This is a genomic window from Desulforhabdus amnigena (assembly GCF_027925305.1).
Taxonomy (GTDB): Bacteria; Desulfobacterota; Syntrophobacteria; order Syntrophobacterales; family Syntrophobacteraceae; genus Desulforhabdus; species Desulforhabdus amnigena.
This window is the reverse complement of the sequence record NZ_BSDR01000001.1, coordinates 4,499,093-4,526,008: the sequence shown is the minus strand read 5'-3', so window position 1 is coordinate 4,526,008 and position 26,916 is coordinate 4,499,093. Positions and strand designations below refer to the sequence as shown.

General features: G+C 55.0%; 25 protein-coding genes. 17 read left to right on the top strand and 8 right to left on the bottom strand.

What is annotated here, in order from left to right; translation table 11 throughout:
• Positions 1-183: 183 nt before the first annotated feature.
• A complete protein-coding gene (locus QMG16_RS19400; RefSeq protein ID WP_281797000.1) occupies positions 184-1,752 on the top strand; it encodes a B12-binding domain-containing radical SAM protein in 1,569 nt (522 codons plus the stop codon).
• Here the strand turns inward: QMG16_RS19400 and QMG16_RS19395 are convergent.
• The 4 genes from QMG16_RS19395 to QMG16_RS19380 form a co-directional block, all read right to left on the bottom strand.
• Positions 1,674-2,567 carry an HDOD domain-containing protein gene (locus tag QMG16_RS19395; protein ID WP_281796999.1) on the bottom strand — a complete coding sequence of 298 codons (894 nt, stop codon included), beginning with the start codon at positions 2,565-2,567 and terminating at the stop codon, positions 1,674-1,676. The two genes, QMG16_RS19400 and QMG16_RS19395, sit on opposite strands and share 79 nt — an antisense overlap.
• Before the next feature lie 180 nt (positions 2,568-2,747).
• Positions 2,748-3,413 carry a 2Fe-2S iron-sulfur cluster-binding protein gene (locus QMG16_RS19390; protein ID WP_281796997.1) on the bottom strand — a complete coding sequence of 222 codons (666 nt, stop codon included), beginning with the start codon at positions 3,411-3,413 and terminating at the stop codon, positions 2,748-2,750.
• 277 nt (positions 3,414-3,690) lie between these two features.
• Entirely contained in the window at positions 3,691-4,485 is a 795-nt protein-coding gene (locus QMG16_RS19385) for a glutaminyl-peptide cyclotransferase (protein WP_281796995.1), read from the bottom strand.
• A gap of 35 nt (positions 4,486-4,520) precedes the next feature.
• Positions 4,521-5,843 (bottom strand): UDP-glucose dehydrogenase family protein, encoded by a 1,323-nt coding sequence (locus QMG16_RS19380; protein WP_281796992.1) that lies wholly within the window; start codon positions 5,841-5,843, stop codon positions 4,521-4,523.
• Positions 5,844-6,154: 311 nt separating this feature from the next.
• Between QMG16_RS19380 and acnA the strand changes: the two genes are divergently transcribed.
• The 5 genes from acnA (at position 6,155) to QMG16_RS19355 (ending at position 14,479) form a co-directional block, all read left to right on the top strand.
• Complete coding sequence (acnA, locus tag QMG16_RS19375; RefSeq protein ID WP_281796990.1) at positions 6,155-8,893, top strand: aconitate hydratase AcnA; 2,739 nt, start codon at positions 6,155-6,157, stop codon at positions 8,891-8,893.
• A gap of 413 nt (positions 8,894-9,306) precedes the next feature.
• Entirely contained in the window at positions 9,307-12,033 is a 2,727-nt protein-coding gene (locus QMG16_RS19370) for a DEAD/DEAH box helicase (RefSeq protein WP_281796988.1), read from the top strand.
• Positions 12,034-12,205: 172 nt separating this feature from the next.
• A complete protein-coding gene (locus QMG16_RS19365; protein WP_281796987.1) occupies positions 12,206-12,583 on the top strand; it encodes a four helix bundle protein in 378 nt (125 codons plus the stop codon).
• Between the two features lie 502 nt (positions 12,584-13,085).
• Entirely contained in the window at positions 13,086-13,850 is a 765-nt protein-coding gene (locus QMG16_RS19360) for a metallophosphoesterase family protein (protein WP_281796984.1), read from the top strand.
• Between the two features lie 56 nt (positions 13,851-13,906).
• Positions 13,907-14,479: a GNAT family N-acetyltransferase gene (locus QMG16_RS19355; RefSeq protein ID WP_281796982.1), complete on the top strand. Its 573-nt coding sequence runs from the start codon at positions 13,907-13,909 to the stop codon at positions 14,477-14,479.
• Positions 14,480-14,587: 108 nt separating this feature from the next.
• Here the strand turns inward: QMG16_RS19355 and QMG16_RS19350 are convergent, their stop codons facing one another.
• The 3 genes from QMG16_RS19350 to QMG16_RS19340 all read right to left on the bottom strand — a co-directional run bounded on the left by QMG16_RS19350 (position 14,588) and on the right by QMG16_RS19340 (position 18,738).
• Positions 14,588-15,967 carry a serine/threonine protein kinase gene (locus tag QMG16_RS19350; RefSeq protein ID WP_281796979.1) on the bottom strand — a complete coding sequence of 460 codons (1,380 nt, stop codon included), beginning with the start codon at positions 15,965-15,967 and terminating at the stop codon, positions 14,588-14,590.
• Between the two features lie 168 nt (positions 15,968-16,135).
• A complete protein-coding gene (locus QMG16_RS19345) occupies positions 16,136-17,464 on the bottom strand; it encodes an L-lactate MFS transporter (protein WP_281796978.1) in 1,329 nt (442 codons plus the stop codon).
• A gap of 857 nt (positions 17,465-18,321) precedes the next feature.
• Entirely contained in the window at positions 18,322-18,738 is a 417-nt protein-coding gene (locus QMG16_RS19340; RefSeq protein ID WP_281796976.1) for a hypothetical protein, read from the bottom strand.
• A gap of 788 nt (positions 18,739-19,526) precedes the next feature.
• Here QMG16_RS19340 and QMG16_RS19335 point away from each other — a divergent pair.
• The 3 genes from QMG16_RS19335 to QMG16_RS19325 all read left to right on the top strand — a co-directional run bounded on the left by QMG16_RS19335 (position 19,527) and on the right by QMG16_RS19325 (position 22,313).
• Complete coding sequence (locus QMG16_RS19335; protein ID WP_281796975.1) at positions 19,527-20,966, top strand: mannose-1-phosphate guanylyltransferase/mannose-6-phosphate isomerase; 1,440 nt, start codon at positions 19,527-19,529, stop codon at positions 20,964-20,966.
• Positions 20,967-21,068: 102 nt separating this feature from the next.
• Entirely contained in the window at positions 21,069-21,752 is a 684-nt protein-coding gene (locus tag QMG16_RS19330; protein ID WP_281796972.1) for a hypothetical protein, read from the top strand.
• Positions 21,753-21,908: 156 nt separating this feature from the next.
• On the top strand, positions 21,909-22,313 hold the full coding sequence (locus QMG16_RS19325) for a GxxExxY protein (RefSeq protein WP_281796970.1): 405 nt from the start codon (positions 21,909-21,911) through the stop codon (positions 22,311-22,313).
• Here QMG16_RS19325 and QMG16_RS19320 read toward each other — a convergent pair whose 3' ends face one another.
• Entirely contained in the window at positions 22,314-22,454 is a 141-nt protein-coding gene (locus tag QMG16_RS19320) for a hypothetical protein (protein WP_281796967.1), read from the bottom strand.
• Here QMG16_RS19320 and QMG16_RS19725 point away from each other — a divergent pair.
• From QMG16_RS19725 to QMG16_RS19285, 8 genes are all read left to right on the top strand, one after another.
• Entirely contained in the window at positions 22,398-22,562 is a 165-nt protein-coding gene (locus QMG16_RS19725) for a GxxExxY protein (RefSeq protein ID WP_373878692.1), read from the top strand. The two genes, QMG16_RS19320 and QMG16_RS19725, sit on opposite strands and share 57 nt — an antisense overlap.
• Positions 22,563-23,304: 742 nt before the next feature.
• A complete protein-coding gene (locus QMG16_RS19315) occupies positions 23,305-23,508 on the top strand; it encodes a hypothetical protein (RefSeq protein WP_281796964.1) in 204 nt (67 codons plus the stop codon).
• Positions 23,509-23,511: 3 nt separating this feature from the next.
• Entirely contained in the window at positions 23,512-23,781 is a 270-nt protein-coding gene (locus tag QMG16_RS19310; RefSeq protein ID WP_281796953.1) for a type II toxin-antitoxin system RelE family toxin, read from the top strand.
• 217 nt (positions 23,782-23,998) lie between these two features.
• On the top strand, positions 23,999-25,039 hold the full coding sequence (locus QMG16_RS19305; protein ID WP_281796950.1) for an RpnC/YadD family protein: 1,041 nt from the start codon (positions 23,999-24,001) through the stop codon (positions 25,037-25,039).
• A gap of 50 nt (positions 25,040-25,089) precedes the next feature.
• Entirely contained in the window at positions 25,090-25,413 is a 324-nt protein-coding gene (locus QMG16_RS19300; protein ID WP_281796948.1) for a type II toxin-antitoxin system HicB family antitoxin, read from the top strand.
• A gap of 43 nt (positions 25,414-25,456) precedes the next feature.
• On the top strand, positions 25,457-25,723 hold the full coding sequence (locus QMG16_RS19295) for a type II toxin-antitoxin system Phd/YefM family antitoxin (RefSeq protein ID WP_281796946.1): 267 nt from the start codon (positions 25,457-25,459) through the stop codon (positions 25,721-25,723).
• Positions 25,716-25,982 (top strand): Txe/YoeB family addiction module toxin, encoded by a 267-nt coding sequence (locus QMG16_RS19290; protein ID WP_281796943.1) that lies wholly within the window; start codon positions 25,716-25,718, stop codon positions 25,980-25,982. The genes QMG16_RS19295 and QMG16_RS19290 overlap by 8 nt, the downstream gene beginning before the upstream one ends.
• Positions 25,983-26,047: 65 nt before the next feature.
• Positions 26,048-26,470 carry a hypothetical protein gene (locus QMG16_RS19285; RefSeq protein WP_281796941.1) on the top strand — a complete coding sequence of 141 codons (423 nt, stop codon included), beginning with the start codon at positions 26,048-26,050 and terminating at the stop codon, positions 26,468-26,470.
• Positions 26,471-26,916 lie beyond the last annotated feature (446 nt).

The following is a 26,916-nucleotide window of genomic DNA, read 5'->3' as shown; positions in this document are numbered from 1 at the left end:
GGAATCCTTTCCAGGCATGAAAGCCTCTGGTAGGGAAACCGGCCTGCCGTTTTTAGGGAGTGAGTCGCTCTTGAAATCCCTATTTGGTTGCGGCTTTGGCCGCGCTGTGATCTCTGTACCTCCGTAGTGAATAACGGGATATTGGAATCCGCCCACCCCCTTATATCCGAAAGACAACAGCACATGCTTCTGATTCATCCCCCCGTGGTCAAACCCTGTGAACCTCCTCCCGGCATTGCAAAAATTGCAGGGGCGATGCACCGTAATGGAATACACTGCACAGTGCTCGACGCCAACATGGAAGGGCTGCTCCACTTGATGGAGGGTCCCCAAAGGTCCTCCGACAAATGGACGGCGCGGGCAGCCCGCAACCTTTCGAACCACCTTCATTCCTTGAGAAGCCGTGACGTCTACGACCATTTCGACCGGTACAAGCGGGCTGTCCTGGACCTGAATCGCCTCGTGGAAATGTCCACAACGGTTTCAGAGGGCTCCAGGGTGGGGTTGGGCAACTACCAGCACGCGGAGCTCTCTCCCGTTCGAAGCGAAGATCTTATCCGGGCGGCGGAGCGCCCCGAAGAAAACCCTTTTTTTCCCTATTTCAGCCGAAGGATCGGGCAAATCCTGGATCACCGCCCTTACAAGGTGGTGGGGCTTTCCCTGAATTTTTTGAGCCAGGCCTTGTGCGCCTTCGCGATGATGGGATTCATCAGGAAAGAATACCCTGAATTGACGCTGGCCCTCGGGGGAGGACTGGTTACCTCCTGGATGAGGAGGCCGGGATGGCGAAATCCCTTTGGCGGCCTGGTGGATGAAATGGTGGCCGGACCGGGGGAAGAGGCTCTCCTCTCCCTCCTGGGAACCGGGGGGAAAAGCATGGAACACTGCACGCCCACCTACGAAGCCCTTCCCATGGAAAAATATCTCTCTCCGGGTGCGATCCTTCCCTACAGCGCCTCGAGCGGATGCTACTGGAACCGTTGCGCCTTCTGCCCCGAAAGAGCGGAAGGCAACCCTTACGCGCCCCTTCCCGTAAAGAGGGTGCTCCAAGATCTGAACATTCTGGTGGCGCAAACCAGGCCGGTCCTGATCCATCTCCTCGACAATGCCGTCAGCCCCAGGCTCATGAAAGGCCTCGCCCTCGATCCCCCCGGGCCTCCCTGGTATGGATTCGCCAGGATCACGGATCATCTCGCCGATCCGGATTTTTGCATGGCCTTGAAACGCTCGGGATGCGTCATGTTGAAACTGGGTTTGGAATCGGGGGACCAGGAAGTGATCGACCGGGAAGAGAAAGGGGTGGACCTCGCGGTGGCATCCAGGGCCCTCAAGACCCTGAACCAAGCGGGCATTGCAACCTACGTCTACCTGCTCTTCGGCACACCCTCGGAAACACTGAACGCGGCAAGGAACACGCTCCTTTTCACCGTGAAGCACAGCGACTGCATTCAGTTCCTGAATCTGGCCATTTTCAACCTGCCCGTCTATGGACCTGAAGCTTCCGGGCTTGAAACGAAAACGCTTTACGAGGGAGATCTCTCTCTTTACACGGGATTTTCACATCCGCTGGGGTGGGATAGAGGTGTGGTGCGGCAATTTCTGGACAAGGAATTCAAAAGGCATCCGGCTGTCGCGAAAATCCTGAGAAACGACCCTCCGATTTTTACCTCGAATCATGCTTCGTTCTTCAGGAAGCTCACAATGCCTTCCACTGCCTCGGAGATCTCTGCCTGCAGATCTTCGGCAATCTGAGAGGTAACACCGAGTGCTTTGAAAACGGGATCCGTTTCCGGGTCGACAGCATCCCGCGGCTCCCGCGACTCCTGCATACCATTGACCAGCCGATCGGCAATGTAGACGATGGCCGCCATGTCCTGATCGGTTTTGGCCTTTTGAGGAAAGTGATGGTTCCCGATGGCAACGGTCACTTCGGGGGGAAAATTCCAACTGCGCGCAATGAGCTGCCCCAGTTCCTGGTGGTCTATTCCCAATGCCCTCCGTTCCGCCTCGATGAACTGAATGCCGCTCTTACGGATCTGGTTCAAATCGATGTGCAGATAGATCTTGGCATACAGATCCAGGACCGTCTTGCCGATATCGTGCAGCAAACCCGCCGTGTAGGCCGTGAGCACCCTCTTCTTCCTGAAGCGCAGCGCAAGCTTTTCGGACAGAACCGCCGTGGAAACCGAATGGCGCCACAGTTCGCGCTCATTGAGACGATACCCCGAAACCTGGCCCCGGAAGTAGTGAACGGCACAGGCGGCCAGGATCACTTCCACCAGCTTCTGATTTCCCAGGACCACGATGGCATCCTGCAGGGAAGAGACTTTCCCTGCGCGCCGGTAATATGCGGATTGGCTCAGGGAAAGGATTCGAGCGGCAATGGTCGGATCATATTTGATGACGGATTCTATTTGCTTGACGGAAGCCATTTTCCGGATGAGGCCGAGCACCTTCCATGCCACATCGGGAAAAGGCGGCAGCTTCTCCGCAGCGGTGAGAATATCCTTCAACAGGAGTTCGTAGTTGAGCGCCTTGACTTCATACCCATCGAGTTCCTGGACCATCTATCACTTGCTCCCGTTGAAAAAGGGACATCCGCGGATTTTTTAGCCTTGAGAAACAAAACGGACCACGTAAAACGGGTGGTATTCCACCTTCATAGTCGGATACCACCCGTTACAACTTGAATGCAAAATATGCAATGATTTTTTGAAGCGATTTCGATGGGTTCTGAAAGACCCGCATCATGCGCCGGCTGCGGCCTCCTTCGGAGCCTCCTTCTTCGGAACGATGGCGCTCACCGGGCAGATTTCCACGCAGGCTCCACAGGTAGGACAGGGAAGCTTTGCCGGATCCTGCTCTTCCCCACAGTAGGTAATGAAGGTGTTGATCCCGTTCTTCACCGCCTTCAGGATGGAATAACCTTTTTCCTTACACACATACAGGCACTTATGGCAAAGGATGCACCGTGCCGGGAGAAGATCGAAGCAGGGATGAGTCGGCTGGACCGTCAGATCGCGCCCCAGTTCTTCGGGCTTTTTGGCCTTGAGACGGATGCCCAGGAATTTCGCGATCTTCTGAAGTTGACAGGTTTTCCTGGAAAGGCAATTCTTGCAATCCATGTGGTGGGCGGAAAAAAGGAGCTGAAACACGTTTTGCTGCAGCTGCCGTACTTGTTCCGTGTCCGTCCGCACGACCATTCCTTCTTGAACCTTGCGATTGCACGAAGTGACGGGTTTGCTTTCCCCCTCGATCTGTACGAAACACATCCTGCAGGATGTGGGGGGATGTTCCATCTCTTTCATGTAGCACAAGTTGGGAATAAAAATGTCGTTGTCGAGACATGCCTGGAGAAGGCTGGTTCCCTCTTGTGCTTCGATCTGCTTTCCATCGACGGTAATTTTAATCATGAGCTCTCTCTCATTCCTTGTGTAAGCAGATGACAGGACGGAGGCGGGCCGCCTGCCCTTGATCCATGCCGAATGCGCCACCCCATTTACAATGCGGTCAACTTCCGCATCCCCTTAGACCGACCTGCAAAAAACTTCTCGCTCTCCAAACGTTTACCACACGATTTCTTTCGGGTAAAGCCGAAAGAAACACCCCCCAGGGATTCCCCCCTTGAGGGGGGCAAGGGGGGGTGTTCACTTTTCAAAACGAGAACCACTGAAACGCCCCATTCCGAGGTCACGGCTTTCGCAGCTTAAAAGTAACTTCGAAAAGCCGGGGCCACAATTTGCCCGTTACAAAAATGCGGTCATTTTTGGAATCGTAGGCAATGCCATTGACGACGTCCAACTGCCTGACAGGCCCCAGAGCCGCCCGCAAAGAAGAAAGATCTATCCACCCGAGGACCTCTCCCGACCGGGGAGAAATCCTCGCGATGGCGTCGGTGCGCCAGACATTGGCCAGGATCTCACCCCGAACGAACTCCAGTTCATTGAGATTCTGGACAGGGATTCCGTGATCGCTCACCTCCAGCCGCCGGGTTTCCTGGAATGTCACAGGATCCAGAAAGCGCAAAAGGGAACTGCCGTCACTCATGATGAGCGACACTCCGTCGTGCGTGATCCCCCACCCTTCAGTGGCATAAGTGAATTCCCCCTTTTTCTGGAACGTCTCCCTGTCGTAAATGAAGCCGATCCGGGATTTCCATGTCAACTGGATCAGGTTTCCTTCCCACTGGGTCAATCCCTCCCCAAAAAATTCATCCGGAAGAATACATTTCTTCAGGACCTCTCCTGTTTCGAGATCGATTTTCCGCAGCGACGACTTGCCGTTGCGACCGGTGCTCTCGAAAAGAAAACCATCCGCGAAGACCAGCCCCTGCGTGAAGGCATCCGGATCGTGAGGATAGACATGCACAATCTGGAAATCATAAATGGGAGTCACAGGCTGCGGTGGAGCCGTTTTCCCTTCAGGATGCCACAGCAACAAAATCGGCAGAACCGCCAATGCCGGCAACACACTGGTTCTGCTCAAATACCGAGACCCTTTTCTCAACCCTCCTCCGCCCTTTACCTGCCGGTTACGGCGGCCCTTCCCACGCTGTAATAGTCGAACCCGTTTTCCGCCATCATCCTGGGCATATAGACATTTCTAAGGTCCACAAAAACGGGCCGCTTCATCACTTCTTTGATCCGTTTCAGGTCCAGGGCACGGTATTCGTTCCATTCCGTCATGAGCACCACGGCATCGGCCCCTTCACAGGCCTCGTAGGGATTGGAACAGAACGTAACGCCATCCAGCACCCTGGCGGCCTCCTTCATGGCCTGGGGGTCATGAGCGCGGATGATGGCTCCATGTTCCAGCAGGGTGGAAATGATGGTCAGGGCGGGCGCATCCCTCAGATCGTCCGTCTCCGGCTTGAATGCCAGGCCCAGGACGGCGATGGTTTTCCCGCCCTCGTTGCCTCCCACGGCTTTACGGATTTTCCGGGCCATGCGGGCCTTCTGGGCCGAATTCACCTCAACGACGGATTCCACGATGCGGCAGGCCACACCGTTTTCCTGGGCGATGCGAAGCAGTGCGTGGGTATCCTTGGGGAAACACGATCCTCCATAGCCCGGCCCCGCATGGAGAAACTTCTTGCCGATGCGTCCGTCCAGACCTATGCCCCTGGCCACGTCCTGCACATCGGCGCCGATTTCCTCGCAGATGTTGGCGAGCTCATTGATGAAGCTGATCTTGGTTGCAAGAAACGCGTTGGCCGCGTACTTGATCAATTCCGAGGTTTCAATCCCCGTGATCACGAAGGGAGTTTCGATGAGGTAGAGGGGACGGTAAATCGCCTTGAGCACCTCCTGCGCCCTTTCGGAATCCACGCCGATCACCACGCGGTCGGGATGCATGAAATCCCGGATGGCAGCCCCCTCCCTCAGGAACTCGGGATTGCTCGCGACATCGAAGTCCGCACCGGGGTTCACTTCGGAAACGATGCGAGCCACCTGGCGCGCCGTTCCCACGGGGACGGTACTCTTGTTGACGATCACCGTATACCCCTGAAGATGAGAAGCCAGCTGGCGGGCTGCATCGTGGACATAGGTCAGGTCCGCATAGCCGTCGCCCCGGCGGGAGGCGGGAGTCCCCACAGCGATAAAAATCACCTGGGCCTCGGGGATTCCGGGGTTGAACTCGGTGGTGAAAATCAACCGCCCGGCCGAGATGTTTTTGTGCACCAGCTGGTCCAGACCAGGCTCGTAAATGGGGATTTCCCCGCGCTGCAGGCGGGCGATTTTTTCAGCGTCCTTGTCGATGCAGGTAACTTCGTGGCCGAATTCGGCAAAACAGGCTCCACTCACCAATCCTACATATCCAGTTCCAATAATGGCTATTTTCATCTTGCTCTTTTCCCTTTATGCTGCCAATAAACTGGGTCGTTCATGCGACGAATCCAAAGTTTTAAGTGATAAAAGGCGCTTACGCCACCAAAGCAAATATTGTAAAACCTAAATTCCAAAACCTCAATCTTTATATGAAAAAAGGCTCATGGTTCATAGCTCATGGCTTATGATAACATCGCTTTTCAAGAGCGTTTCCCGCTTTCCATATTGGCTTGCATCTCTTTGCCTTTTTCATTTTTCGTTGTGACCGCTCCGGTCATGGAGGTTAAAAAGCAGCTCCCTTATCATGAGACGAAGGAGTATTCAAAATGCATGTCAAAGGCACAAACAGTTTCAGAACGCTTGCCACGCTGAACGTGGGCGGCACCCGTTTCATTTATTTCCGCCTGGCCGAACTGGAGTCTCAAGGCTGGACGCAGGCGGCGAGACTTCCCGTTTCCATCAAGATCCTGCTTGAAAATCTGCTTCGAAACGAAGATGGCCGCATCGTGACCTGCGATCACATAGAGGCCCTCCTCGCCACCGCCGCTTCTCCTTCCGGCCCGGTGCGGGAAATCCCTTTCATGCCCGCTCGCGTCCTCCTGCAGGACTTCACAGGAGTTCCCGCCGTAGTGGACCTTGCCACCATGCGCAATGCCATGAAGCGCCTGGGGGGCGATCCCGACCGCATCAATCCCCTGGTGCGGGCAGACCTGGTGATCGACCACTCGGTGCAGGTGGACGCTTACGGGACCCGCGATGCCTTGGATCTGAACGAACGGAAGGAATACGAAAGGAACCATGAACGCTACGGCCTTTTGCGCTGGGCTCAAAAAGCCTTCCACAACTTCACGGTGGTTCCCCCCGGAAGAGGGATCGTGCACCAGGTGAACCTGGAATACCTGGCCTCCGTCGTGATGATGGCCTCCAACCCTCAAACCGCTTCCCCGAACGGCGAAGGGATGCTCTATCCCGATACCGTGGTGGGAACGGATTCCCATACCACCATGATCAACGGCCTGGGGGTGCTCGGCTGGGGAGTGGGAGGCATCGAGGCCGAAGCCGTGATGCTCGGGCAGCCCTATTACTTCCCCATTCCACAGGTCGTGGGAGTGAAACTGGAAGGCGAACTCCGCCCGGGCATCACCGCAACGGACCTGGTTTTGCACGTCACGGAACTGCTTCGAAACAAGAAGGTGGTCGGCAAATTCGTGGAATTCTACGGACCGGGTCTTTCCGCCCTCAGCCTCCCCGACCGGGCCACTCTCGCCAATATGGCCCCCGAATACGGAGCCACCATGGGATTTTGCCCGGTGGACGAGAAGACCCTCGATTACCTGCGCCTCACAGGACGGGATGCCTCCCTTGTAAACCTCGTGGAAGCCTACACCAAGGAACAGGGGCTCTTCCAAACCGCCGACAGCCCGGAACCCATTTTTTCGGATACCGTTTCGCTGGATCTGAGCCGGGTGGAAGCCAACCTGGCCGGTCCCAAGCGTCCCCAGGACAGGGTCCCCCTGGCGGCGGCATCCTCCGCCTTCAAGGAAGCGCTGGGCAGGGAAATTTCCCAGTGGGGCTTCGGGTTGAGCGAGGAAGATCGAAAAAAACGGGTCACTCTCCGGCTGAAAAACGAGGAAGTGGAACTCTCCCACGGGTCCGTCGTCATTGCAGCCATCACCAGTTGCACCAACACTTCCAATCCGGCCGTCATGCTCGCGGCGGGAATCCTCGCGCAAAATGCGTTGAAAAAGGGCATCCGGACCAAACCCTGGGTCAAAACCAGCCTCGCCCCCGGTTCCCGCGTGGTGACGGACTACCTCGAAAAGAGCGGTCTCCTTCCCGCCCTGGAAGCCCAGGGATTTTTCCTCGTGGGCTATGGCTGCACGACCTGCATCGGAAACAGCGGCCCCCTTCCGGAACCCGTCCAGCGCGCCATCGAAGAGGGCAACTTGGTGGCGGCCTCGGTTTTGAGCGGCAATCGCAACTTCGAAGGGCGCATCCACGGCTCGGTTCGCGCCAACTACCTGGCATCCCCACCCCTCGTGGTGGCCTATGCCCTGGCGGGGCGGCTCACCATCGATTTCGAAAAGGAGCCTCTCGGCCGGGATGAAGCGGGAAACCCCGTTTTCCTCAAAGACATCTGGCCCGGCAGCGAGGATATCGCCCGCGTGATGAACGAAAACCTCCGAGACGAGTTCTTTTCAAGCCGCTACAAGAACATTTACGAAGGAGACGCCGCCTGGCGGAACCTTTCCGTTCCGGAAGGCGGCATCTATGCGTGGGACACTCAGTCCACCTACATTCGCGAGGCCCCCTTCTTCGAAAAACTCACCCAGGAAGCCGCTCCCATCGAGGACATCGTTGCGGCCAGGGTACTGCTTCTCCTGGGGGATTCGGTCACAACGGACCATATTTCCCCCGCGGGAGCCATCCCGCCGGACAGCCCCGCCGGCCGGTATCTCCAATCCCTTGGAATCGCCCCTGAAGATTTCAACTCCTACGGCTCCCGCCGGGGCAATCATGAAGTCATGATCCGCGGGACCTTCGCCAATACGCGCATTCGAAACCGTCTTCTCGAAAATGTTTCCGGAGGATTCACACGGCATTTTCCGGGCGGGGAGCAGATGACCGTCTGGGAAGCCGCAAGGCGATATGCCGGGGAATCGGTCCCCCTCATCGTGCTCGCCGGCAAGGAATACGGAACCGGGAGCAGCCGCGACTGGGCCGCCAAGGGAACGGCGCTCCTGGGAGTCAAGGCCGTTGTGGCCGAGAGTTATGAACGCATCCACCGGAGCAATCTCATCGGCATGGGGGTTCTCCCCCTGCAGTTCGTCGAGGGGGAATCCGCAGAATCCCTCGGCCTGACCGGCAGTGAAGTCTTTTCCTTCAAAAACCTCGAGGAAAGGCTTGCCTCGGGAAAGGAAATCGAGGTGGAAGCGGCGGCGGCCGACGGCAGCACCAGGTCCTTCACCGTGCTGAGCCGCCTCGACACCCCCATAGAACTGGAATACTACCGCCACGGGGGGATTCTCCCGAAAGTCCTGAGGGAAATGATGCGAAGCGTTTAGGGAGCCGACGGATTCCAGTATCCCTTTTTATTCACCACGGAGACACGGAGGACACGGAGAAGATCTTGGAATGCTTATGTGATCTCTGTACCTCCGTGGTAAATGGGGAAATCCCCCTTTGAAGGGGGACTTTATCCTGAAAATTCCCCCCCTCGAGGGAGGGCAGGGGGGGTGTAAGTTTTTCAAAATGAGAATTGCCGGCGATGATAAGCGCCATGTTGGCTTTTTTTCTCAAAAAGTGTAATATCATTGCACAAAATGAAATCTTGACACCTCCCTGCCCCCCTCGAGGGGGGAATTTTTAAACGGGCTTTAAGCATGCAAGCTTTTTCCACTTCCCTTGAACAGGATCGTGGATTCAAAGTTTCCTCATCTCCGCAAACCCTGCGGAGGAGGGAAGAAGAGGATGTCCTTTGGCAATCATTCGGCGTCAGAAGCGCAACAGATCAAAAGAATACCCTCCTCAGGAAGAGTCGCTTTCTCTATCCAGGAAAGAACAGCCGCGCTTTGAATTTAAGATTCACCGCAGCCTTCGGCCGGTGCTCGAGCGGATCAAGGTCCCCGAGCCCCAGCCCTTCGTTCCGGACCCTTTTCAGACGGAAGCGTTGGAAACCCTGGAAGAATCGGATGTGCTGACGACCGCTCCAACGGGCGCGGGCAAGACGTACATCGCCGTGAAGGCCATTGAAAAGGTCTTTCAAAAGGGGGGCAAGAGCTGGTACGCGTCGCCGCTCAAGGCCCTTTCCAACGCCAAGTACGAGGAATTTTCAGACATTTTCGGTCCCGAGAACGTGGGAATCCTGACGGGGGATAGAAAGGAAAACGCCCAGGCCCCCATCATCGTGGGCACGACGGAAATCCTTCGCAATCAACTCTACGACACGATGCACATGGGGGAAGACATCCAGGTGGACCTGGTCGTCCTGGACGAGGCCCACTACCTGGGCGACAGGGACCGGGGCGTGGTATGGGAAGAGGTCCTCATTTACCTGCCCCCGCGAGTGCGCCTCCTGCTGCTTTCGGCCACCATTCAAAACGCCCGGGAAATCTGCGACTGGCTGGAATGGCTGCGCAAAGCCCCCTGCAAGTGGGTGGCCGCCTTCGAGAGGCCGGTTCCGCTTTTTCCCCTCTATCTCTTTCCGTCAGGGGAGTTGACCCCTCTTGGAACGCGCCGCGGGCTCTTCGCAAAAATTCGAACGGTGGACAGGAGGTCCTTTTCACGAAGCGATTTCCCCAATATCCCCAAGGTGATGGAAGTACTGCGCCAGGCCGATCTCCTGCCCGCCATCTTCTTTCTCAAATCCAGGGCGGACTGCGAAAAAGCCATTTCCCTCTGCCGGCCGGTTCCCGCCCTTCGAAAAGGCAGGAGCAGGGAATCGGATCCCTTTTACAAACGGCTGGACGCACTCCTGGAAAAGTACCCCTTTCTGCGCCGGCACCAGCACCTTTCCATTCTGAAAAACGCACGGGTGGGAGCCCACCACGGCGGGCAGCTCCCCCACTGGAAGCTGCTCCTTGAAAAGCTCATGCAGGACGGGTACCTGGAGGCCATATTTTCCACATCCACCGTGGCCGCGGGAGTGAATTTTCCCGCCCGGACGGTCGTCGTCTTTCAGAGCGACCGGTTCAACGGCAAGGAATTCGTGCAGCTCTCGGCCACCGATCTTCTCCAGATGACCGGGCGCGCCGGAAGGCGGGGAATGGACGAAATAGGATTCGCCCTCGTGGTTCCCGGCCCCTTCCAAGACCCCCAGCTGGTTCACGACCTCTTCAAATCCCCTCCGGACCCCATCATCAGCCAAATCCGCGTCAATCATTCCATGGTGCTCAACCTTCTCCTCTCCCACGAACCCAGAGAAATCCGCTCTCTTTTCGCTTCCTCGCTCGCCACCTATCAAAACCTCAGCAGCGAAATTCAGATCACTCAGGATTTCAAGAAGGCCGAGCAGGAAATGGAAGAATGGATTCCGGACATGGCCTGCGGGTCGCTCGACCGGCTGGCCGAGGTGCGGCCCCAGTTTGCCCTTCTGAACGAAGAATTGAAAAAAACCCGAAAAATCTGGAAACGCCAGGCAAGCCTCGATTCCCTATGCGGTTTGATGATTCCCGGGAGAATTTTTCTCAGCCGTAGAGGAACCCCCTACATCGCCGTCGACGATCCCGACACGGAGCGGGAATCGGTGGAAGCCGTACGCATGGCAGTTCCCCTGCGTCTTCGAAGGGGACAGGTGCGCACCTACCAGGTGGGATTTCACCGGGTGCACCACCTGGGAGAAAAACTGGATCGCCTGCCTCCCCTGAGAGCCAGGAAGGAATGGGAGGCACTGGCCGAGGAATTTGCCAGGGAACCCTTCCGCCTCATGAGCCGGAAATCCGCCGGGGAAGAATCCCCCTCCCTCGAAGCCGTCAATCGGGAGATGGCCAGCCTGATTCAGCTCAAAGCCAAACTGCCCTGCAACCACTGCGTTCTCTTCGGCCCCTGCCAGAAAAACACGTCGCATCCCTTCGCTTCCGCCCTGCAAAGATATCTCAGCTACCAGGCGCAGATGCATTCCATCCAGGACCAGCTCTGGCAGTCTTTTCTGCAGCACCTGAGTCTTCTGCAGGAGGAAGGCTACGTCAACAGCGAGGGGCATCTCACGGACGACGGCCTCTGGGCGTCCAAGCTTCGCCTGGACCAGCCCCTGCTCATTTCCGACTGCATCCGAAAAGGCGTTTTCCCATCCGATCAACCGGAGCTCCTGGCGGCCCTCATCGCCCCCTTCGTCATGGACCGGGAGCGCCCCGGAGACATCCAGCTCTCCACTCTCGTCTGGAAGTATCCGGACCTGGCGGCCCCCTTTTTCAAGATGCTCAAAAGCCTGCAGCCCCTGCGGGAACACCTGCAGGCCGAGGGATTCCCCATCCCTCCCCTGCCCTTCTGGGCCGTCATCACCGCGTATCACTGGGCCCTGGGACACACGTGGGAGGAAGTGAGGGAAATCTCGAGCATGGATGAGGGAGACCTGGCCATGGTCATTTTGCGAACGGCCGAACACCTGCGCCAAATCGAATCCCTCACGGACACGCACCCCCGCCTGGCCGCCTCGGCCCGCCGGGCCATCGATCTCATTTTGCGCGAACCGGTGTTGGTGGCGTAGCTTCGCTACGCCACCAACGGCTGATGGCTGATGGCTGATGGTTGATGGTTGATGGTTGATGGTTGATGGTTGATGGTTGATGGCAAGTAGCTCATGGCTGATGGTTCATGATTGGATGATTGGATGAAAGGAATTTTATCTACTACAATGAGGTTACGACGAGGAGGGCTGAATGTCCGAAGGAGATGGAAAGTTCGCGTTCGAAGAACTGGATATTTGGCATGAGGCGGTTGAATTTGCCGATCAATGTCTCAGTATTGCGGAGAACATGGAAACGGACAGGAAGCATTATCGTCTTATCGAACAAATGGAGAGCGCCGCAACATCTCCTGCACTCAATATCGCCGAAGGAAAAGGAAGGTTCTCCAGGAAAGAATTCATTCAATTTCTCTATATTGCAAGGGGTTCGCTGTTTGAAACCGTTACCCTTCTTGAAGTTTTCCGACGCCGGAACTGGATAAGCCTGGAAAAGTTTTCCAACGTCAAAGGGCATGCCTTAAAACTTGGCAAGCGCATCAGCGCGTTGATCAATTCCATCAAGCCCGATTGAGAGCTAAGAACCTATCCGAAAACCTACCTCGGCAGTGGACACCCCCCTTGGTCCCCCCTCGAGGGGGGAATTAAAGGGGGGTGTCGTAAAGTCCATAGGTGGTTTCCGGATAGGTTCTAAGTCCCTAGACAGAAATTTTTTAACATTTTTACACCGTCATACCGGCGAAAGCCGGTATCCAGAGAATGCAGCGTGTGGCTGGATTCCGGCTAAAAGCATGCCGGAATGACATAATCAATAAGGCTCAAGAATGTTAAATAACTTCTGATCAGGTGTTTATGAGCCAAAAAGCAACTGCCATGAGCCATCAGCCATCAGCCATCAACCATCAGCCATCAACCATGAGCCATTCGCTATGAGCCATGAGCCATGAGCCATCAGCCATGAACCATGAGCCATGAACCATTCGCTATGAGCTATGAGCTATGAGCCATGAGCCATTCGCTATGAACCATCAGCCATGAACCATGAACCATGAACCATCAACCATGAGCCATTCGCTATGAGCCATTCGCTGCAATCTCCCATTGCCATCCTTTCCGATATTCATGGAAACCTGGAAGCCCTGGAAGCGGTCCTGGAAGCTCTGGAAGCGGACGGCATCAAACATTTGATCCACCTCGGCGATCTGGTGGGCTACAATGCCAATCCCAGGGAATGCCTGGAAATTTTACGCCGGCGCAAGGCGCTTTCCATTCTGGGCAACCACGACCTGGGGGTCGTCGATCCTCGATCGTCGGAAGGATTCAATGTGCTCGCCCATGAAGCCCTGCTTTATTCGCAGGAACAGCTCTCTCCCGAAGACAGGCGGTATCTCGAGAATCTGCCCCGCACCGAGATCATCGAAGAGCGGTTTCTTTTTTGCCATGGAACCCCCGAAAACATCGACAGCTACATCCTGAATGTCTTTCAAGCCAAGCGCGTGTTCAACCTCATCCGCAGGCGCCACCCGGCCGTCCGCATCTGTTTCCACGGCCATACCCATATCCAAAGGCTCTGGGTCAGGGATCAGCGGGGGAAAGTTTCCGCCTCGTCGGCCGTATATTCTTCCGTCATTCTGGACGATCAGGTCACGTATCTCATCAACCCGGGAAGCGTGGGGCAGCCCAGGCAGCAGGACAACCGCGCCCGCTACCTCCTTTTTGATCCGCATCGGGGCATCATCAAGTTCAAGGCGGTGCCCTACGACATCAAAAAGGCCCAGAAGAAAATACTGGATGCCCGGCTTCCCGAATATCTGGCCCTTCGGCTCCAGGAAGGAGTTTGATCCCACGGCCCTTATAAAGTGACACAACAACAAATCTTACCCGGGAGGTCTCCACCATGATGTTTGGCGTCAAAGAAGGAATCTTGAAGGATGGCACAAAGATAACGCTGCGTTTTATGGTAAGGGAGGACGAAGAGGCGCTTTACAATTTTTTTCAGACCATCCCGGAAGACCTGTTGATTTTTATCCGTCACAACGTGAAGGACAGGAACGTCATTCACGACTGGGCGATGCGGCTCAACTACGACAGGGCCCTGCCCCTGCTCGCCCTGGTGGACGACAAGATCATCGGCGATGTCACCCTGCACCGGGTTCCTCATGGATGGAAACGCCACATCGGCCGCATCCGGGTCGTCATTTCACCGGAATACCAGGGAAAGGGTCTGGCCACTTTGATGCTCAACGAGATGGTGGGGCTGAGCTACGAACTGGGGCTCGAAAAGCTCTGGGCCGAAATCCCCCTGGATTCCGTCGCGGCCATCCGAGCGTGCAGGAATTCGGGATTCGTGTGCAAGGCCGTAATAGAGGGAATGGTAAAGGACGCCCGGGACCGGAATATCGACATCCTGATCATGACCTGCGACATTTCCTCCTACTTCGACAGGCGGTGGGAGAGGGAAACCGACTGATCCCGGCCACGGCGGGCAAACCGCATCCACCATTGGCATATCCGCAGATTACGCCGATTCTCGCAGATTGAAAAACCTTGCTACGCGCCGCATCCCATGCAGTGAACCTCATCCGGGCAGCACTTTTCCTTCTCCAAAACGTGGGAAACGCAGCAGCAGCTCCGCACGCAGTTCTCCTGCCGACCGATAGCGATTGCGCCAGTCCTTTTGAAGACACTTGAGAATGATCTTTTCCAGCTCCCCGGGCACTTCGGGCTCCAGGTGGCATGGCGATTCCGGCTCCGTTTCCAGGATGCTGTCCATGAGCTCCTTTTCATTTTCGGCATAGAAGGGAAGAAACCCCGTGGCCAAGGCGTAGAGCACCACTCCCAGCGCCCATACATCGCTCGTGAGGCGGCTCTCCCCCATGATCTGTTCCGGGGCCATGTAAGGGCGTGAACCGATGACCGTGCTGCTGATGCTCCGGCGCGTCAAATCCTTGGCCGTTCCGAAATCCAGGAGCTTGAGCTGCCCTCCGGGAGTGAGGAGGATATTCTCGGGCTTGATGTCGCGGTGCATGATGTTTTGTTCGTGACCGTGAGACACGACGTTCAGGAGTTCAAGATAAGCCCGCTCTTTCGCGGCGGGATCCATCCCTTCATCGAGCAGATCCTGGAGGGTTTTCCCTTCCACGTATTCCTGGATGAGGATCACCTTTCCATCCGCCCGGACGACATCCAGCACCTGCACCGCGTTGGGATGACCGGCGAAGTACCTGAGGATGGCCGCTTCCCGAATGAATTTCAGGTTCAACTTCGGAGTGTGGGGTATCTTGGCAACCGCCAGCTTCTCCGTTTCCTTTTCCTTCACGAGCCAGACATCCCCGAAGCTTCCTCCACCCAGGCGGCAGACCTCCACCCATTTGCCCGCAATGAGGTGGGCGGCGTCCGGGGTCAATCTTTCCCGTCCTCCGTAAAAGATACGCAGCAGCCATCCCCTGACACATTCCAGCATCCCCGAAAGCAAAAAGGCAAGACCGCCTTTTCCCGCCCGCCCGGCGCGCAGCATCCCTTCCCTTTCCTCCACCGCGGACTGAGCCCACTGCAGCAGGACATAGAAGCGGGCGGGAAAGGCCTTCGAATCCAGCGGAAGAATCCAGAATTCATCCGACCCGGCGCGAAGGTATTTTTTTATCCTGGAAGCCTGGTCGGGAGTGACCAAAAGCAGCAGGGGAACCGATGGTTGCAGGCAGTTCCTCAGGAGCCGCACATCCTGGTCCGGCCTTTTGCGGCGCCCATCCACGCGAAGGATGGCCAGGAGAATCTCACCCTCGCAGGCAAAGTTTTTCAGGTCTTCCATTTCCTCAAAGGCCATGGATTCCACGGGCATGTCCAGGTGGGAGAGCAGGGCTTGAACCTGTTGGACTTCTTCCGGGGTGAGACGAATGAGCAGCACCGTTTCGGGAAGCATCTTCTGAGGATCGTTGGAATCGTCATCCAAAGAGATCATGAAAGAGCCGCTCATTCAATCGTATGGGTGGAGGACAAGAAAAATCCCCAACGGGGATAAAGCAGAGATGTCCCCCTTTGAAGGGGGACTTTATCCTAAAAATTCCCCCCTCGAGGGGGGGAAGGGGGGGTGTAGGTTTTTCAAACCAAACGACTTCTTGACAATTCCCTATCTGGCGGGTTGATGGGCGGCGCCCGTCTTTTCACTTTCGAGGACCGGCCGTTGAATGATACGGCTCACGATTACCGCCGCTACCAGGATCAGCCCTGAAAGATAGAAGGCATAATCCAGGCTCCCGGTGGCATCCTTGATGTACCCTGCCACCTGCGGCACAAAGAAGGCCAGCCCCCAGCCGATGAAGACCAGCCCGTAGTTGAAGCCGAGGTTCTTGGCACCGAAAAAGTCGGCCGTGAATGCGGGAATCAGGGACAGACCGCCGCCGTACTGCCAGTAGGCAATGCCCACTGCCAGGAAGAGCAGGAAGATGCTTCCGGATTTCATGATGGCGGGCATGGCGAAGAGGCAGACTGACGAAATGATGCCGTTGAGGACATAGGCATTGGAGCGGCCGATTTTATCGGAATAGAGCCCCGTGCCGATACGGCCGGAGGCGTTCACCAACCCCCCGTATGCCGCCAGAAGCCAGGCATTGGCAGCGAAGAAGGCTACTGTGGCGGCTGTCTTGCCCAACATGGGAGTCGCATTGGCGATGACCAGAAGGCCCGACTGGGAACATCCCATGAACATGAAGATCAACGCATAGAATTGAATGGTCTTGACCATATCCGAAGCCGTCCAGTCCACCTTGGTCATGCTCACGGCTTTGCTCGCGGTGGCAGTGGCCGGGGCTCCCGGGGGCACATACCCTTCGGGAGGCCAGGCGAGAAGCTGGCCGGCAACGATCACCACGATGGCGAAGGCCACTCCCAGGGTAATGAAACTTCCCGAAATGCCGTAATTGGCGATGAGCCATTTGCCCAGCGGAGCGATATAAATGGCGGCTCCTCCGTATCCGCCGACCACGAGTCCCACGATCAGGCCGCGTTTGTGGGGACCGAACCATTTTACGGCCGCCGGCGTGGGAGCGGCATAACCGATTCCCATTCCCATTCCGCCGAGCAATCCAAAACCGATCACGAGGCCCGTGTAGCTTTTCATGAGCCCCGCAACGATGCAGCCGAGAGCGAGCAGAAGCCCTCCCAGCGTAGCCCCTACCTTGGCCCCGTATTTATCCTGAATACGTCCGCCGGGGATCATGAACAGAGCGAAGACGACTCCGCAGATGGCATAGGCCCAGGTCGCCTGGGCATCCGTCAAGTAGACCCACCCTTCGTTCAAGCCCGTCATGGCCTCTCCTGCCACGTGTCCCGGGGGAGGAAGCAGGTTCGCCTTCCATACGCTCCAGGCATACAGGATGCCCAGACACAAGTTGATAGCCGTACCGGCAAAAGTAACCACCCACGCCTGTCCGGGAACTTTGTCCACTGCTGCTGCCATGTTTTCCTCCTTCATTCATTAAAGCCTACCCGAAAACCTTAAAGCCTATCCGAAAACCTTCCTCGGCGGCCTTCAATTGCCCCCTTGAAGGGGCAATCCCCTCATTCCCCCTCGAGGGGGGACTAAAGGGGGGGGGCGCAAAATCCACAGGAGGTTTCCGAACAGGTTCTAAATGCTTTGGCCGGACAACCTCTCGAAGCAAACTCCCAAAAGAGGCGCATCGAGGTTGCCATTCGCCCCCCGACAACCAGGCGGGAGAGACAAAACAGCCCCAAGCCCCGAATCGGTCTCACGCAAGACTGCGGAGACGGGCAGGTTTTGTTTCATTGCCTCGAAGCCCTGGCTGATCCAAAGGGCGCTTTGTTGGGCATTTAAAGATTAGAAGTGCTGATTTTATTCAATGATGAAAAAAATGATACGACTCAAAAGTTGCAGATCTGGATGAAGATCCGGACGATTTTGGAGGTGCAGCCGCCGCTCAGACACACAAAAACGCGCATCTCGCGCTCTACAGTAGAAGACGGGAAGATCTTTGAACCTTACGGAACAGCATCCGTAATATTTCTGAACGGAAAAATCAAAAGGAGCGTTGTACCTGGCCGATGCCTAAAACGATACCGACTCTTAACTGCCTCACCTCCTTTTTTTGAAATTGCGTTCACTCCCATTGCTGGCTCTCCCCATACAATTGGTTTCATTTATGACATATGCCAATGAGGAGTGTCAAGACAAATTCCAATATTTTTAGATTGTTATGAATTACACAATCATCGAAAGCAAAATGGATCCTTTTGCCGCACCCACGGAAGTCAAAACAATCTGCTCACATACAGGGGTGGATGAAAGGATAAAGCGGCTCAAAAGGGCTTCTCGAAAGGCTGCAGATGAACATGCTCGATATCGGGTTTGAGAAAAAACCGGCTCTCCTTGACCTTTTTTTCAAGATGCCCCGTGGTGAAGATGACCTTGTTCGCGCATTCGAAACTGCTGAGGCTTTTGACGGCCGCCAGGGTCACCACCGTATCGAAGCAGACGGCATAAAGGATTTCGTGTCCTTCCTTTACGGCGATGAGATCGATGGGGCGGTCCATGATCCTTGGAGGCATGTAGTCCGCAACCACCCGGTATCCCAACTCCTTCAACCGGTCAAAAAGAAAACACTGCAGGGTTCGGTGCACCGTGCGCTCGTTCCGAAAAGGCTTGGGGATCTCTCGCCAGGCCTCTTCCAATTCCCTTTTCCACCTTTCAAGATATTGAAATGCGTCATCCTGCATGTTTCGCCTCCTGAACCAGATAGACTGTCAAAATCCCGTCAGCTGTCTTCCTATAAAAAAAGCGGCGCCGTGTCAACAGGGCAACCGTTCACCTCCCGCAAAGCAAACCCCGCAAGGTGCACATGCCGGCAATTCTCATTTTGAGAAGTGAACACCCCCCTTGCCCCCCTCAAGGGGGGACTTTGCCTTGTCCGTTGATGAGGGTCGCCTTGATACCGCCTGCCCCCTCAAGGGGGACTTTGCTCGAAATACACGGTTTCTGAGGATAACACCCCCCTGCCCCCCTCAAGGGGGGACTTTCCGGGGTAAATTCCCTCCTCGCGAGGGGGGCAAGGCATTCACGGGATCAGTGATGGCAACCGACGCTGTAAATTCCCCCCTTGAGGGAAGCAGGGTCCAGGAAGGCGGCTATGTCGAGAAACTGGGGTAAATTCCCCCCTTGAGGGGGGCAAGGGGGGTGTAAAATGAGAATCGCTGCACACATACGATCTCCCATTGCCCCGCTATAACGAATGGTGTATTAAAACGCATCCCCCCATGAATTTCGGCAACGCGACGGCATGAAATCGAACCCGGCGCCCTTGTATATTAAAAATGGCTCATAGCTCATAGCTCATAGCTGATGGCTCATGGCTGATGGTTCATGGCTGATGATAACATCGCTTTTCAAGAGCGTTTCGAGCTTTTCCTGTTGCCTTGTATCTCTTTGCCTTTTTCATTTTTCGTTGTGACCGTTCCGGTCATGGGAGTTCATTATATTAAACCATGTGAAATCAAAAGGATACCCGATGATCGTCCCCGTCATTTTATCCGGTGGTTCCGGAACCAGGTTGTGGCCTCTTTCCCGGGAGCTTTTCCCCAAGCAGTTGATGCCCATCCTGGGAGGCGAATTTTCTCTCCTCCAATCGACAGTCCTGAGGCTGCGGGGCATTCCCGAAACGGCCCCTCCCATAGTGGTCTGCAATGAAAACCATCGCTTCATGGTCGCGGCGCAGCTGCAGGCCATCGGCATGCCTCCCTCGGCGATCATCCTGGAACCCGTGGGGCGCAACACCGCCCCTGCCGCCGCGGTTGCCGCCTTCGAAGCCATGCGGGACGGATCGGACCCCACCCTGCTCATACTGCCCGCCGACCACATGATCAGGGAAAATACCCCCTTCTCCTCCGCGGTTCAGATGGGGGAAAGGATGACTGCAGACGGCGGTATGATCACCTTCGGCATCCATCCCCATGGACCGGAGACCGGCTACGGGTACATCAAGAAGAGCGGCGCCGTCGATACCGGCGCTACCCCTGGAGACGACGAGGCACGAGCCTACCACGTAAGCGAGTTCGTCGAAAAGCCCGATCACGAAACCGCCTGCGCCTATGTGGCTTCGGGAGGCTACCTCTGGAACAGCGGCATGTTCATGTTCCGGGCGTCCACCTACCTCCGGGAACTGGAGCGGTTGGCCCCGGAAATGATCTCCCCCTGCAAAAAAGCCTTCCTCGAGGCGAAACGGGACCTCGACTTCCTGAGGCTGGACGCGGCGTCTTTTCAATCCTGCCCCGGCGACTCCATCGACTACGCGGTCATGGAGAAGACCTCAAAGGCAGTGGTCATTCCCCTCGTCGGCTCCGGGTGGAGCGACGTCGGGTCCTGGCCCTCCCTGCACGAAGTCCTCGATAAGGACGAGCAGGGAAACGTCGTCATCGGTGATGTGATGATGGAAGATGTCCGCAACTGCTACCTCCATTCCAGCGGCAGGCTGATTGCGGCCGTCGGGATGGAAAACCACGTGGTCGTGGAAACCAAGGACGCGATCCTCGTGACATCCCTCGACAGGGGCCAGGATGTCAAATCCATCGTGAAACGGCTCAATTCCGCGAAACGGGAAGAGACCATCCTGCACCCCAGGGTGTACCGCCCCTGGGGCTCGTATGAATGCATCGACTGCAGCGAAAGGTTCCAGGTCAAGCGCATCACGGTCAACCCGGGAGCCACCCTTTCCCTGCAGCTCCACCACCACCGGGCGGAACACTGGGTGGTGGTCAGGGGAACGGCCCGCATCACTCGAGGCGATGAGGTCATCCTTCTGAGCGAGGATCAGAGCACCTACATTCCCCTCGGCACGAAACACCGGCTGGAAAATCCGGGCAAGATCCCCCTGGAACTCATTGAGGTGCAGACGGGCAGCTACCTGGGAGAAGACGACATCGTGCGGCTGGAAGACGTATACGGAAGATAAAAAACGAATTTTCGTTGTGACCGTTCCGGTCATAGGAGTTAATATTGAATCCTGGTTTCACGACGCTTGTCCGAAATGACGATGCACCCGGAGGAGAGCATCATGAGTGACACAGCCGAAAAAGACGATCAGCGCAAAGAGAGCAAACCGGAGGAAACACTGATCAACCAGCGCACGATCGACTTGCTTGTTGCCAACATTATTCCGACGACCAAGTATTTTGAAAGCCGCTTCGACTTCATGCAGCATCAGATCAATGAACTGCGGGAGGGGCAAAAGCAGCTTCAAGATACGATGAACCTGCGTTTCGAGCAGGTGGATAAACGCTTCGAAAAGATCGATGCGGAGATTCGAGATTTCAAGACCACGGTCGATAAACGCTTCGAACAGGTGGACGCGGAGATCCGTGACTTCAAGACCGCAGTCGACAAACGCTTTGAACAGGTGAACGCGGAGATCCGTGACTTCAAGACCGCAGTCGACAAGCGCTTTGAACAGGTCGACAAGCGGTTCGAACGGATCGATGCGGAAATTCGAGACTTCAAGGCCGCGGTCGACAAGCGATTCGAGCAGGTTGATAAAAAGTTTGAACAGGTAGACAAACGGTTCGAGCAAATCGAGAAGCGCCTGGACCAGATTGTAGCCTCCATTGACCGCCTGACGGATAAGCTCGACCAGCGCGACGAACGTCAGCGCAATTTTACCATCAAGATGTTCAGTATTGCCATTTCCATTTCATTTCTGGGGGTCCTGGGAGTCCTTCTAAAAATCGTCGGGGTCATTTGATTTTTGATTGAGGGTTGATCCTGATTGGAACCGGACGTCAGGGACTGGTTGATGAAAGAACCACGGAGGCACGGAGGGCACGGAGTTGAAATCTTCTTTACCGGCCGGGAGGCGGCCGGTAAAAAGGATCTCCTTTGCTGACAGGTGGAGGCTCTTATGGATTCTGACCGCTCTGCAACACCGATTCCTTCCGAACTCAATGAACTCGTCGGCCAGGTGATCGGCGCAGCCATAGAAGTCCACAAAGCCTTGGGACCCGGACTCCTCGAATCCGCCTACGCAACCTGCCTCTGCAGGGAACTGGATCTCCGATCCATTCCCTACGAGAAAGAAAAGCCGCTCCCCATCGACTACAAGGGAACAAAACTCGACTGCGGATACCGCATGGACCTGCTCATAGACAATCAACTCATCCTGGAACTCAAATCCTGCGACCGCCTCCAACCCATCCACGAAGCCCAGCTCCTCACATACCTCAAACTCACAGGCATCAGAGTAGGGCTCCTCATAAACTTCAACGTTCCCCTCCTCAAGCGCGGAATAAAACGACTCTCACTCTGATCAAAAAACCTGAAGGCATGCCTTCTTACCGGCCGCCTCCCGGCCGGTAAAGAAAGATCCCAACTCCGTGCCCTCCGTGCCTCCGTGGTGCGATATCTTTTCCTGGAACTCAAATCCTGCGACCGCCTCCAACCCATTCACGAAGCCCAGCTCCTCACATACCTCAAACTCACGGGCATCAGAGTAGGGCTCCTCATAAACTTCAACGTTCCCCTCCTCAAGCGCGGAATAAAACGCCTGTCTCTCTGATCTCAAAAACTGAAGGCATGCCTTCTTACCGGCCGCCTCCCGGCCGGTAAAGAAAGATCCCGGCTCCGTGCCCTCCGTGCCTCCGTGGTGCGATATTCCAACCAGGCCTGCACAGCGCGTAACAATCGAACAAAACTATTTTCCTTTGCGATCTATAAAAATCCCCCCTTCAGCACCCCCTCAGCACTCCCGTCAGCACTCCCGTCAGCGTCCCCAACACCCCTCTTTTCATGTCAATTATCCAACGCATTCCAAGACAAAATCGAGCCTCCCCCCTCCATTCAGGGCCATAAAACGTCAACACTTTGACTTAATCCCCCTCCCCTCCCCAACCGCCCCGGCACTGCGGAGAACCGAAACAACCTTGTCATCCCTTCAATTTTCCTCTATAAAGGTTGCCCGGAAACCGGGCAACCTACCCCCTCCGGCTCATCCAGGCAATGGCATGCCCCTTGCTTACGAATTCCGGCGCAGCGCCGGTGGTTCAAAATGTAACCGAGTTGGCGGAGCTGTATGTAAAGGCGGTAAATCACCCCGATCCCATCTCACAAAAATCACCCTAAAAAAATCAGCGTCCTTCAACGCACCTTCAGCGTCATCAGTGTCCCGCTTTGCTGCCACCTGCGATACGGGAGACCGTTTGCATTGGAAGCTCACCCTGGTTAAAATACTGTGTCACAGGGAATTCATACACAGCCCGGGCCGATGTGCACCGGTAACCGATGAGAGGAGATCCGCCAAGGTGGACACGCACGATATTTCAAGAAATGAGCTCAAAGAACTCATAAGAGAAGCCATCATCAGCACGCTCACCGAGAGAAGAGACCTATTGGAGGACGCTTTTGCCGAAGCCATCCTGGACATGAAGTTAGGACTCGCCATAGAGGAAGGCGACACCGGTGAATACAGCGAGGAAGAAAATGTTATCTCCAAACTTGCGGATTAGCCGGTGAAGGTCCGATATGCAAAAAGTTTTGATAAGGATATCGATGGGATCAGGAATAACCCGCAGGTCAAAAAGCGTCTTTTGGAGGTCATTGTAAGACTCAAGGAGATTGACTCGCTGGACGAAGTTCAGGGCATCAGGAAAATCGAAGGGTATGCCGGATATTATCGCTTAAGGATCGGTGGTTTTCGCCTCGGCCTCAAGTTGATCGAAGATACCCTGGAGCTGATTCGTTTTTTACACTGTAAGGACATCTATCGACGCTTTCCATAGAGACTTCAGCAAGGGCATACCCAGGGGCTTCTCCAAAATTCCGGCGAGAATTTTATCGAAATCCTTGGGATAATGCTGTGGAACCAAGGATAACCCCTTAGCATTTTCCAAAAAAAAAAATCAGCGTTTTTCAGCGCCCCGTCGGCGTTATCAGGGTCTTTCCGTATTGCCTTGACAACCGATAGCGTTCCAGGGACCCGCAACGAGAGACTCACCCATGACTCAGCCTCAAACCGACTACGACAGTGCCTGGAAAGAAGTGCTGGAGCGTTACTTTGAAGAATTCATCTCCTTTTTCTTCCCTGAGGCTTATGCCGGAATTGACTGGGCCATGGGCTATGAATTTCTCGATAAAGAACTCCAGCAGGTGGTGCGGGATGCTGAACTGGGTCGGCGCCTGGCGGACAAACTGGTCAAGGTCTGGAGCAGGGACGGCGAAGAAGCCTGGGTACTGGTGCATGTGGAAGTGCAGGGGCATGTGGACCGGGAATTCGCCAAACGCATGTATGTCTACAACTACCGTCTCTTCGACCGGTACGATCGCAAGGTGGTGACTCTTGCGGTGTTGGCGGACACCCATCCCACCTGGCGGCCCGGCGGATTTGGCTACAACCTTTGGGGCTGCAGGGTGCGGATTGAGTTTCCCGCCGTCAAGCTCCTGGATTACGATGCTCAGTGGAGCGAGCTTGAACAAAGCATCAACCCCTTTGCCGTCATCGTGATGACACACCTCAAAACCCAGGCTACATACCGCGATGCAGAAGGCCGTTTACACTGGAAGCTCACCCTGGTTAAAATGCTCTATCACCGGGGTTACACCAGGGAAGATATTTTAGAGCTTTTCCGTTTCATTGACTGGCTCATGGTGCTTCCGGAGGATATTGAATCCAGTTTCACGGAAGCCCTCAAGCAATATGAGGAGGACATGAAAATGCCTTATGTCACCAGTGTCGAACGCAGGGGAATTCAAAAGGGAATTCAAAAAGGAATCCAGCAGGGAATAGAAAAAGGAATAGAAAAAGGAATAGAAACGGGAATAAAAAAGGGAATCCGGCAGGGACTTCTCCAAAACTCGCGCGAAAGTATCATCGAAATCCTGGAAGCCCGGTTTGAAATCGTTCCCTCTTCCATTTCAAAAAACATAAGCGCCATGGAGGACCTTTCCCTCCTCAAAATGCTCCTCAAGAAAGCGGCAACGGTCGATTCCCTGCAAAAGTTCAAGGAAATCCTTGAAAAAATGCTGCAAAATAGAGAATAACCTTCGACCTTTTACCCTGTCCGCCGCGTGAATCGATGGAGGATCAGGCAATGTATCTATCTGTACGTATTGAAATATTCAAGGAGGACGACGCATATGTTGCTCTTGCTCCGGAGCTTAACGTATCGAGTTTCGGCAGCGACATTGACGATGCCAGGAGGTCTTTGAAGGAAGCGATCGAAGCCTTCCTCGAGGAATGTGAAGAAATGGGATCACTGGAAGGGGTTCTGGAGGAGTCTGGATTTTCAAAAACCGGTGATTCCTGGCAACCACGAAAAACAGTCGTATGGTCTGATTCACAAATTGCTTCTGATGAGGCTATATTTCGAGGAAAAAGGATCATTCCTGATCTATCAAAGAATTTGGATCTCTAATGCGAAAATGTCCAGTTGGACTGGATGGGATAAGGGGATAGCCATGCACACCGTTACGCTCAAACAGGCGGATAAAGATTTAAAAGGCATCATACAGAGAGCCATCCGGGACAAAGACGAAGTGATTATTGCTTCAGATGAAGGTGCCGTCGTTGTTTTGGATGAGGTCGAGTGGTCGAACATCAAAGAGACACTTCGCCTGCTCAGCGATAAGCGGTCCCTGGCTGCCTTGCTCGAATGCCATGAACTGAGAGACAGAGGAGAACGCCCGGAAGGTATAAGCCCCGAGGAAGCCTTCAAAGATGTATAAAATTCTCATAGCGAAGAAAGCTCAGGCAGACTTGGACTGGTTCAGAAAAAATGATAAAAACAGCTATCTCAAGTGTTTTGATCTGGTGCGAGAAATAATGGTGAACCCGAGAGAGGGAACGGGGAAACCGGAAAGGCTCAAGTATTTTGAAAAGGAAGTCTACAGCCGCCGGATAAACCATAAAGATCGATTGATTTATACCATTTACGAAGACATTAAAGAGATAGACATCTCCTCTTTCCGCGGGCATTATGACTGAATCATATAAGGCATCAGGTAACCAAGAGCATATGGGTCGCTGAAAGTCGCTGTTCAAAAAACTCTTTGTGTAAAAAGCGTCCAGGCGGCAAGGCAAGCAAGCCTCACCACCATTCCCGGCATCCTGATCGCCCGAAGACGTCCTCGATTGGCTGGAAAAAAACCGGCAAGAAGCTTTCCGCCATCGATACCACAACCTACACCGACGACCAGAAAGCCGTTCTTGCCGTAGCCCTGGCAAGCCTGCAGGCGACCCTCGAGTCCCTGCTGCGCCCCCAGAGGTACCGGCGGAGAATCAACCCGTTTAGCCCCCTCATCCCCCTGAGCAACAGCGGGCCGCACGAAGCAGAACCCCTGGAGTTATCAAGCTCCTGGATGTCTCCCGGGCTCACGGCTCTGGGGTGGACCGCACGGATCGGGCTGGAAGAAGGCATCCGCAGCACCTATGCGTGGTTTCTAAAAAATGAGGCGCAGGCGCGGCTGGGCTGAATCGCTCGATACATTTGATGTGTCGATTCGGTCCGATCCCTCTACCCGCCAGGCAGGGTGCCGGGACGCAGATGCATCGCTGGAAACCACCAGCGATATAGAAAGCCATTTACACTGGAAGCTCATTTTGGTTAAAGTATGAATTGTGTGAAAATATCATCGAAATCATCGAGACCCCGTTTGAAATCGTTCCTTCTTCTATTTCGAGAAACATAAACGGCATGGAGTATCCTTCCTTACTCAAAATACTCCTCAAGAAAGCGACAGCGGTCGACTTCCTGCAAAAATTCAATGAAATTCTTGAAACAATTCAGCAAAATAGAGAGTAATCCTTATGACTTACAAAAACCAGCGTCTTTCAGCGCCCCGTCAGCATCATTAGTGTCCTAAGAGCCTATCCCAAAACCTACCTCGGCAGCGGACACCCCCTTCAATTCCCCCCTCGA